Raw genomic sequence first — 9114 nt, forward strand, 5'->3', positions numbered from 1 at the left:
GTCCAAGGTCGCGCTTGTTGCCTGCATGCGCAAGCTCCTAACCATGCTCAATGCCATGGTCAAAACCAACACGCCTTGGGACGATTCACTTCATCGGGCTTGACTCGGAAGACGGTTACTCAGTCGTCGGGATGCAGCTTGACGACGCCGCCCACCGTCTCGATTTCGCGCACGCGGCCGTCGCGCACCTGCAGCGCCGCGCGCTTGCCCGGCGCCAGATGCAGCACGACCGGCTGCGGGTCCGATTCGTCCGAGTTCATCCGGTCGGCCTTCAGGTCGCCCGTCGCGTCGAAGCGGCCAATCCATACGCCGGTGATGTTCGTGCCGTCGTTCGACTCCTCGATTTCGAGCGTATCGCCGTCGCGGTCGCCCGCGAGCAGCACGACCTCGCCCGTATCGGCGAACTGGTATTCGCCGTGCACGCCTTCCTCGTCCGTCTTCGGGCCGAGATGCACGACGATCGGCCGGTCGCCAAGCGTGCCTTCGTAGCGCGGCGCCCAACCCCGGCATCGCGATGCCCGCCACCAGCGCACCGGCGACGACGAGCGCCCGTTGCCATTCCGAATATCGACCCACCTTGTGTTGCTCCTTGCTTCAGATTCGCCCGGCAATCGCGGACCGTGCCGGGTCGAGACCCGGTTCTTGCGTGACCGCGCAAGCCTGCGCGGCGAAGGCGCCGGCTTGCGTGTGTCGCGTCAGCCCTGCATCAGGCGTTCCACCGCCTCGCGGTGCGGAATCGGCGCGACCGCGCCGTAACCGGTCGTCGACAGCGCCGCCGCCGCGTTCGCATAACGCGCGGCCGCGAACGGATCGTCGCCCGCGACGATCCGCGCGATGAACGCGCCGCCGAAGCAGTCGCCCGCGCCGGTCGCGTCGACGGCCTCGACCGCGAAGCCCGGCACGACGCGCCGCTCGTTCGGCGTCGCGACATACGCGCCTTCCTTGCCGAGCTTCAGCGCGACGACCTGCGGCCCGTGTTCGAGCATCGCGTCGACGATCGCATCGCGATCGTTCGCGCCCGTGAGCGCCGTGACGTCGTCCCAGCTCGGCAGGCAGATGTCGGTCTGGCGCAGCGCCTCGCGCATCACCGCGCGGGCACGCGCCAGCGGCCACAGCTTCAGGCGCAGGTTCGTGTCGAAGCTGACCTTCGCGCCGTGGCGACGCGCATGGTCGATCGCCGCGAATGCCGCGTCGCACGCTGCCGTGCTGATCGCAAGACTGATGCCCGACAGGTGCACGGCTTTCGCGGCCGCCAGCGCGTCGAGCGGCAAATCGCCCGTCGCATAGCGGCTCGCGGCCGACCCCGCGCGCAGATAGTCGAACTGGTGGCCGTCGGCGCCATGCGTGACGAAATACACGCCGGTCGGCGCCGAGCGGTCGATCCGCACGTACGTCGTGTCGACGCGCTCCGATGCCCACATGTCGGCGAGCAGACGGCCGAACGGATCGTCGCCGATCGCCGACACGAAGCCCGTCGACGCGCCCTGGCGCGCGGCCGCGATGCAGAAGTTCGACGTGTCGCCGCCGAAGCCCTGCAGGAATTCAGGATGCCCCGGCTGCGACTGGTTGAATTCGATCATCGCCTCGCCGAGCGCGAGGATCTCCGGGAATGCAGCGGCCATCGCTTACACCTCGCCCCACAGATCGTGGCCGTCGGCGCCCGTGATCTTCACGGAGACGAAATCGCCGACCTTGTAGCGCTTCGATGCCTTCGCCGCCGGCTCGACGTAGACGACGCCGTCGATCTCCGGCGCATCGGCGGCCGTACGGCCGATGCCGCCTTCCGCACTGACTTCGTCGATCAGCACCTTGAGCGTCTTGCCGACCTTGCGCTGCATGCGGTTCGCCGACACTTCCTCGGCCACTTCCATGAAGCGCGCGCGACGTTCCTCGCGAACCTCGTCCGGCAGCGCGCCGTCCAGGTCGTTCGCGGTCGCGCCTTCGACCGGCGAGTACGCGAAACAGCCGACGCGATCGAGTTCCGCTTCGCGGATGAAGTCGAGCAGCGTTTCGAACTGCTCTTCCGTCTCGCCGGGGAAGCCCGCGATGAACGTGCTGCGGATCGTCAGGTCCGGGCAGATCTCGCGCCACTTCTGCACACGCTCGAGCACCTTCTCGGCGTTCGCCGGACGCTTCATGCGCTTCAGCACTTCCGGGTGCGCATGCTGGAACGGCACGTCGAGATACGGCAGCACGTGGCCCTTGAACGCACCTTCGGCCATTAGCGGAATCACTTCGTCGACGCTCGGATACGGATATACGTAGTGCAGGCGCACCCACGCGCCGTACTGCACGGCGAGTTCGCCGAGCGCGGCGACCAGGTCGGTCATGCGCGTCTTGATCGGCTTGCCGTTCCAGAAACCCGTGCGGTACTTCACGTCGACGCCGTATGCACTCGTGTCCTGCGAGATCACGAGCAGTTCCTTCACGCCCGACTTGAACAGGTTCTCGGCTTCCAGCATCACTTCGGCGACCGGACGCGACACGAGGTCGCCGCGCATCGACGGGATGATGCAGAACGTGCAGCGGTGGTTGCAGCCTTCGGAGATCTTCAGGTATGCGTAGTGACGCGGCGTGAGCTTGATGCCGGCCGCGGGCACGAGGTCGACGAACGGGTCGTGCGGCTTCGGCAGGTGCGAATGCACGGCCTGCATCACTTCGCCCACCGCGTGCGGGCCGGTGACCGCGAGCACCTTCGGGTGGACTTCCTCGATCAGGTTCGAGCCGCTCGCGCTCGACTTCGCGCCGAGGCAGCCGGTGACGATGACCTTGCCGTTCTCGGTCAGCGCTTCGCCGATCGCGTCGAGGCTTTCCTGCACGGCTTCGTCGATGAAGCCGCAGGTGTTCACGACGACGAGGTCGGCGCCGTCGTAGCTGCCGGAGATTTCATAACCTTCGGCGCGCAGTTGCGTGATGATTTGTTCGGAATCGACGAGCGCTTTGGGGCAGCCGAGGGATACGAACCCTACTTTGGGGGATTGGGACATCTGGAATGTGGGGGCGTGGCAGCAAAAGCGTGAGTTTACAGCGATTTAGGGGCGGCGAGCCAAAATGAGCGCGGGGAAGGACCAGCGAGTGCCGGATCGGACGAGCCGCCCCATCGGCGATGCCGGGCGACGCGATCCCGCCCTGCTGCCGCCCTCTACCCGACGACAGGTATCGCCGCACGCTTTCGAAGCCGCCGCCTGCATGAAAAAACAGGGCCAAGGTGCCGTTTTTCGCTGTCCCGCTCGCGAACGGTCATGGGCGCAGATGCGTGCCGTGTGCCCGGACAATCCTATGCCGGCTGGCTATGCGTGGTTGAGCGCGCCTTTCCCTCCCAATTCCGAGCTCGACGTTCAAATGTCCATCCGCCCGCCCGGCGGTCGGGATTGACGTCCGTCACCACTGCCGCCCATAATGAGACGAACTACTCCGTTTATTAATTTCCTTGCCGCGAACCGGCGTCATCAGCACGAAACCCGCTGAGCGTCGGACGCGACTTCCCCGGCCAGGCAACGTCAGGGCAATCCACCCTGCTCGATCCACGTCAGAAGGACATTTCGATGCCCCGAGCAAAACAACTGAACATCAGAAAGAAGACCGGCCTGGCGCTACTTGGCGTCGTGCTCTTGTACTGGATCGCGGTACCGATCCTTCCGTTCACGTCCATTCCGAACAAGGCGTTCGTGATCCCGGCATTGGTCGTGATCGGCGAAATCGTGTTCGTCGCTGCCGTCGCGCTGCTGGGAAAGGAATACTGGGCCGAGATAAAAGGATGGGCGACTCGGCGCTTTTCAAGGAAAAGCGCGAGCGGCGCCGGGAAATAATGCGCTGTCGCCGGGGGCCGAATGTCAGCAAAGACGCAACGCCCCGTCGATCAAACGCGCTGACCAAGAATCGGCACGGCGGCGATCGGCCGCTATGCGAAAATCGCGGCATCCATTCCCTTCAATCGACCCAACGGGGCTCGCATGACTACCCACCTCACGATCGAATTCACCGAACACGCCGCAGAAGCCATCGGCGAACAGACCAGCACCAGCTTTTCCTACGACCAGGGCGCGCACGTCCCGCAACCGGGCGACTTCGTCGAACTCGAAAACTCCCGGCAGACGTTTCTCGTGATCGGCCGCGTGTTCTCGCTCAAGGCCAACTACAGCGCCGTCAAGCTCGTGCTCGACCTGCCGCCGTCGGAGGACGATCAGGATTTCGGCCCGGCGCACTGAGTTGCGACGAAACGCGTCACGGCTGTCAAAATCGACGCGCATGCAACGCCGGCCGCGGTGATGCATGCGTCACCGCCATACGCGTCAATCCTGCATGACTGGCACATACGTGGCTTGCATCAGCCCGCTCGGCAACCGCTTCGTATCGTCGAGCCGCAGCAGCGTTTGCGGCAGCTCGGCGCCGAACAGCGGAATCCCCTTGCCTAGCACGATCGGCACCCAGCTCAGCGTGATGCGATCGACGACGCCGGCCTTGATGCCTTCTCGCGCCGTCAATCCGCCATCCAGATAAACGTGACGATGACCTTGCGCCGCCAGACGGTCGAGCAACGTCGCAAGCGCGCCGTCGAACGGCTCTTCGCCGTGGCGCGACGCCAGTTCGCGGCGCGTCATGACGACCATCCGCTTGCCGGCATACGGCCACGGGTCGAAGTTGATTACGGTGTCGTACGTATTGCGCCCCATCACGATCACGTCGATGCCGTTCATCAGCGCCGTATAACCGGTGTCATCCGGCGAATCCGATGAAAACGGCTCCAGCCATGACAGATCGTCGTTCTCGCCGGCGATGAATCCATCGAGACTGAGCGCGAGAAACACACTGACGCGAGGGCGCATACGAAGCATCCTTTCACGAACGTAAGGATATCGAGTATAGCGACAGTCCGCGTACCCTGCGCCCCGCTTGGGCCACGCCGACAGCGCGGCGTCGCTCGACCCGATCGCCAGCCGGATCACGCTTTCATGATCGTCTTCGCGGCCAAGCGGCCAAGCCACGGCGCCAGAATCACGCCGGGATGCGCGACCACCGCATACACGCCTGCGACACCGGGCAGAAAGCCGTTGAGCGGCACTCCGTCGCTCGTCATCGGACGAAGGGCCGACTTCGTGGACAACGGCGTGAGTGTCGGCCGCTCCACGAACAGCGCCGAGATCGCTGTGGCGGTGCGCTCGGCGAGCGCAGCCAGCCCGCCATCTCCTTCATCCGGCGGATCGGCCGCCGACAACAGCGTGCCAGACGGCCCGACGACGCGCAGCGCGCTGTTCTTCATGCTCATGCGTGACACCCGAGGATAACGGGCTTCCGACCATGTCTTCCATCCGCCTTGCTGGCACACGAGTTCATCGCTTCGAATGACCTTGCTTGCTCGTGCATGCGTGGCAGTGGAACAAACGATTGCCCGACATTGGCGACGCTCGATTCCGCGGCCGGTAAAACAAAACGCCAGTCATCGCGGGCCTTGCTCGAACCCCCAACGCCGCGCGTCAGTGCACATCCGGAAACACCGGCGCCGTCAGACACCGATCGAACCACGCCGCATCGCCGCCATCGCCGAGCGGCCACAATTCGGCATCGAGCTGCGGCAGGCCCGTCACCGGCGCGGGTGTACGGCTCTCGCCGCCGGGCGTCGCGGCACCCACCCATCCCGCCTGCGCGCTGCCGCTGTCGCATGCATGCGCGCCTTGCGCTTCGCAGAACGCCACCGGATGCACCTTCCCGCCATCGGCCGCGCTCACCAGACGATACTGGTAGACCGCGCCGGTCGCCCAGTCCTCGCTCTGGCTGCACACCCGCGCATGATGCTGCACGTGAATCGCGCCGAAACACGCATAGGAAACATGCGCGCCACTCGCATCGTCGGGGATGAAATCGCAGTTTGCATCGAAGCCGGCCAGCGGGCCGCCGCTGTATTTCGCGAGCCACTGCCGTTCAGCCAGAGCTCGCGCGATCAGCCCTTCGCCCGATCGGTCGGCCAGCACGGCGGCACGCCGATCGAAGGCCTTGCGCACTTCGTCGACGGCCAGCCGATGGCCTTCGTAATCGGTATCGAGGCGCTTGTTGCGCGCATCGAGCCAGCGGCGCTGGCTACGCACCAGCATGTCGCGGATGGCGGCGTCCGGCGCGGCCTTCAGCGCGCCCGCATAGGCCGCATTCAACCGCGCATCGGCCGCGCGCAGCGCGGGGCTCGCGCAAATGCGCTTCTCGATCGGCTGGACGGCTTTCGCGCAATCCATCGCAAAGCTCGGCAAGGCCACGCCGACACCCATCATGAACATCGCAGCAAGACCGGCCAGCCTGCCGGTCGATGCCGTTCGAACCCCTCGCATGCTTTCTCTCAGTCGGTTTGTTTTTCTCGGCCGCCCCGCATCGACGCGGTATCGCACCTATCGCCGTGCGCCGGAACCGCCCCGGCGTTCGCCAAAAGCGGCTTCCGTGCAGCGCCGCTTATGGTACGACAGGCGAGCGCCCACGCGGACACGAACGCGCCCCATCCGGCGCGGCGCGCCCGGGCTTTCATTCGTATGGACTGGATCTCGATCGACTGGAGAACGACGATGGCCGCGCATACCGGGCACGGGCATTCGGTGCCGACGATCCTGGACGACCGTCGGCGATTTCTTCCGGCAGACGGCAACCACGCATCGTCGTGCCCGAATGCACGACGGCGACCGACCGCCCCGCTTCGCGGCGCCGACGCCCGGCGGCTCGCGCCGCCACGGCCGGCCTGCCGCGAAACCGTTACTTCTTTTCGGGCTCCGGCGCGCCCGGCTGCTTGAACGGGAACGTGCTGAACATCGACTTCGCCTGGTTCTGCATCTGCTCCTGCATCTGCACGAACATGTTCTTCGACTGCTCGATGTAGCTCGTCATCATCCCTTGCATCATCGGCGCCTGCATGTTCATGAACTGCGACCAGACTTCCGGATTCATCGCGTTACCTTCGTAGAGGTTCTTCGATTGATCCGCGAGCTTGTTCTGGATGTCGATGAACGCCTGGATGTTCTTTTCCAGGTACGTGCCCATCATGCCCTGCATCGCATGACCGTAGAAACGGATGATCTGCGACAGCATCGACGACGAGAACATCGGCACGCCACCGCTTTCCTCTTCGAGGATGATCTGCAGGAGAATGCTGCGCGTCAGGTCTTCATTGGATTTCGCATCGACGACCTTGAAATCCTCCTGCTCCAGCACGAGCTGCTTCACGTCGGTCAGCGTAATGTACGTGCTTGTCTCTGTATCGTAGAGCCGGCGGTTCGGGTACTTCTTGATGAGCCGTTCGGCCGTCTTCTTTGTAGTAGTCATGTAACGCCTTTGAGTGCAGCGTAGCGCAAGTGACGAATCCCCGCCGCCCGAATCCGGGAGGCGGGGGCCTTCGGAAAACGCCCGGCTGCGCGGCCACCCGGCCGGCGCAGCCCGGACGCTCAGCCCATGTGCAGGCCGCCGTTCAGCGAGAAGTCGGCGCCCGTCGCGAAGCCGGAATCGTTCGACGCGAGCCACGCGACGATCGAGCCGATTTCCTCGGGACCGCCGAGACGCCGCACCGGGATCGTCGCGACGATCTTCTCGAGCACGTCGGGGCGGATTGCCTTCACCATGTCGGTACCGATGTAGCCCGGCGACACGGTGTTGACCGTCACGCCCTTCGTCGCGACTTCCTGCGCGAGCGACATCGTGAAGCCGTGAATACCGGCCTTCGCGGTCGAGTAGTTCGTCTGGCCGAATTGCCCCTTCTGGCCGTTCACCGACGAAATGTTGATGATGCGGCCCCAGCCACGTTCGACCATCCCGTCGATCACCTGCTTCGTGACGTTGAACAGGCTCGTCAGGTTGGTGTCGATCACGGCGGTCCAGTCTTCATGCGTCATCTTGCGGAACACGACGTCGCGCGTGATGCCCGCGTTGTTGACCAGCACGTCGATCTCGCCGACTTCGGCCTTGACCTTGTCGAACGCTTCCTTGGTCGAGTCCCAGTCGCCGACGTTGCCTTCCGACGCGATGAAGTCGTACCCGAGCGCCTTCTGGTCCTCGAGCCATTTCACCCGGCGCGGCGAGTTCGGGCCACAACCTGCAACCACCTTGAAGCCGTCTTTCGACAGGCGCTGGCAGATGCTGGTGCCGATGCCGCCCATCCCGCCCGTTACGTACGCAATTCGCTGAGACATAAATCTCACTCCATTTTTTGGTTTCGAGAGCTGCCGGAGCCCCCTCTGACTTCACGTGACGCCGGCCGAAGCCGCAATCGGCCGACGCACGGATTCGGTTCGCCGATGGCGAACGGCCGGTTACGGACGGCCGGTTACGGACGCTCGACCGCGAGCGCGACGCCCATCCCGCCGCCGATGCACAGCGACGCCAGCCCGCGCTTCGCGTCGCGCTTGGCCATCTCGTGCAGCAGCGTCACCAGAATCCGGCAGCCCGACGCGCCGATCGGGTGGCCGATCGCGATCGCCCCGCCGTTCACGTTCACCTTCGACGTGTCCCAGCCCATCTGCTTGTGCACCGCCAGCGCCTGCGCCGCGAACGCCTCGTTGATCTCCATCAGGTCCAGGTCGCCCGGCGTCCAGCCCGCGCGCTCCAGCGCACGGCGCGACGCCGGCACCGGGCCCATGCCCATCACGCTCGGGTCCACGCCCGCGTTCGCGTACGCCTTGATTCGCGCCAGCGGCGTCAGGCCCAAGGCCGCCGCCTTCTGCGCCGACATCACCAGCACCGCCGCCGCGCCGTCGTTCAGCCCCGACGCGTTCGCCGCCGTCACCGAGCCGTCCTTCGAGAACGCCGGCTTCAGCCCGGCGAGCGACTCCGCCGTCACGCCGTGACGCACGAACTCGTCGGTCGCGAACTGCAGCGGCTCGCCCTTGCGTTGCGGGATCGACACCGGCACGATCTCGTCATTGAAACGGCCGGCCTTCTGCGCGGCTTCCGCCTTGTTCTGCGACAGCGCCGCGAATGCGTCCTGCTCTTCGCGCGTGATCCCGTATTCCTTCGCGACGTTTTCCGCCGTGATGCCCATGTGGTACTGGTTGTACACGTCCCACAGGCCGTCGACGATCATCGTGTCGACCAGCTTCGCGTCGCCCATCCGGAAGCCGTCGCGCGAGCCCGGCAGCACGTGCGGCGACG

At 65.3% G+C, this 9114-nt stretch carries 10 protein-coding genes and 2 pseudogenes; 3 read left to right on the forward strand and 9 right to left on the reverse strand.

Going from position 1 to position 9114, the window contains the following annotated elements; all coding sequences use genetic code 11:
- Positions 1–103 (forward strand): annotated as a pseudogene (locus tag H3O04_RS31085) (IS110 family transposase); the annotation flags it as partial.
- Between the two features lie 16 nt (positions 104–119).
- On the opposite strand, the pseudogene H3O04_RS31090 reads toward H3O04_RS31085, so the two are convergent.
- From H3O04_RS31090 to rimO, 3 genes and pseudogenes are all read right to left on the reverse strand, one after another.
- Positions 120–576: pseudogene (locus H3O04_RS31090) on the reverse strand (hypothetical protein).
- Between the two features lie 119 nt (positions 577–695).
- Complete coding sequence (locus H3O04_RS31095; protein WP_054927888.1) at positions 696–1622, reverse strand: sugar kinase; 927 nt, start codon at positions 1620–1622, stop codon at positions 696–698.
- Between the two features lie 3 nt (positions 1623–1625).
- Positions 1626–2987, reverse strand: coding sequence for a 30S ribosomal protein S12 methylthiotransferase RimO (rimO, locus tag H3O04_RS31100; RefSeq protein ID WP_200160598.1), 1362 nt, complete (start codon positions 2985–2987; stop codon positions 1626–1628).
- A gap of 558 nt (positions 2988–3545) precedes the next feature.
- Here rimO and H3O04_RS31105 point away from each other — a divergent pair.
- Positions 3546–3809 (forward strand): transporter suffix domain-containing protein, encoded by a 264-nt coding sequence (locus H3O04_RS31105; protein WP_011549709.1) that lies wholly within the window; start codon positions 3546–3548, stop codon positions 3807–3809.
- A gap of 144 nt (positions 3810–3953) precedes the next feature.
- Entirely contained in the window at positions 3954–4208 is a 255-nt protein-coding gene (locus H3O04_RS31110) for a hypothetical protein (RefSeq protein WP_011549708.1), read from the forward strand.
- An 84-nt stretch (positions 4209–4292) separates the two neighbouring features.
- On the opposite strand, the gene H3O04_RS31115 is transcribed toward H3O04_RS31110, so the two are convergent.
- The 6 genes from H3O04_RS31115 to H3O04_RS31140 all read right to left on the reverse strand — a co-directional run.
- Positions 4293–4985, reverse strand: coding sequence for a dihydrofolate reductase family protein (locus H3O04_RS31115; protein ID WP_320338896.1), 693 nt, complete (start codon positions 4983–4985; stop codon positions 4293–4295).
- A complete protein-coding gene (locus H3O04_RS31120; RefSeq protein ID WP_011549706.1) occupies positions 4943–5266 on the reverse strand; it encodes an FAD-dependent oxidoreductase in 324 nt (107 codons plus the stop codon). Before H3O04_RS31120 ends, H3O04_RS31115 begins: the two co-directional genes overlap by 43 nt.
- A 208-nt stretch (positions 5267–5474) precedes the next feature.
- Positions 5475–6317, reverse strand: a complete 843-nt coding sequence (locus tag H3O04_RS31125) for a lysozyme inhibitor LprI family protein (protein WP_202589144.1) — start codon at positions 6315–6317, stop codon at positions 5475–5477.
- Between the two features lie 412 nt (positions 6318–6729).
- Positions 6730–7296: a polyhydroxyalkanoate synthesis repressor PhaR gene (gene phaR / locus H3O04_RS31130; RefSeq protein ID WP_011549704.1), complete on the reverse strand. Its 567-nt coding sequence runs from the start codon at positions 7294–7296 to the stop codon at positions 6730–6732.
- A gap of 119 nt (positions 7297–7415) precedes the next feature.
- On the reverse strand, positions 7416–8156 hold the full coding sequence (locus H3O04_RS31135) for a 3-ketoacyl-ACP reductase (protein WP_006491801.1): 741 nt from the start codon (positions 8154–8156) through the stop codon (positions 7416–7418).
- A gap of 134 nt (positions 8157–8290) precedes the next feature.
- Positions 8291–9114: acetyl-CoA C-acetyltransferase (locus H3O04_RS31140; RefSeq protein WP_202589145.1), on the reverse strand; the 824-nt coding region annotated here is incomplete at its 5' end.

Source organism: Burkholderia sp. KCJ3K979 (assembly GCF_016759955.1).
Lineage (GTDB): Bacteria > Pseudomonadota > Gammaproteobacteria > Burkholderiales > Burkholderiaceae > Burkholderia > Burkholderia orbicola.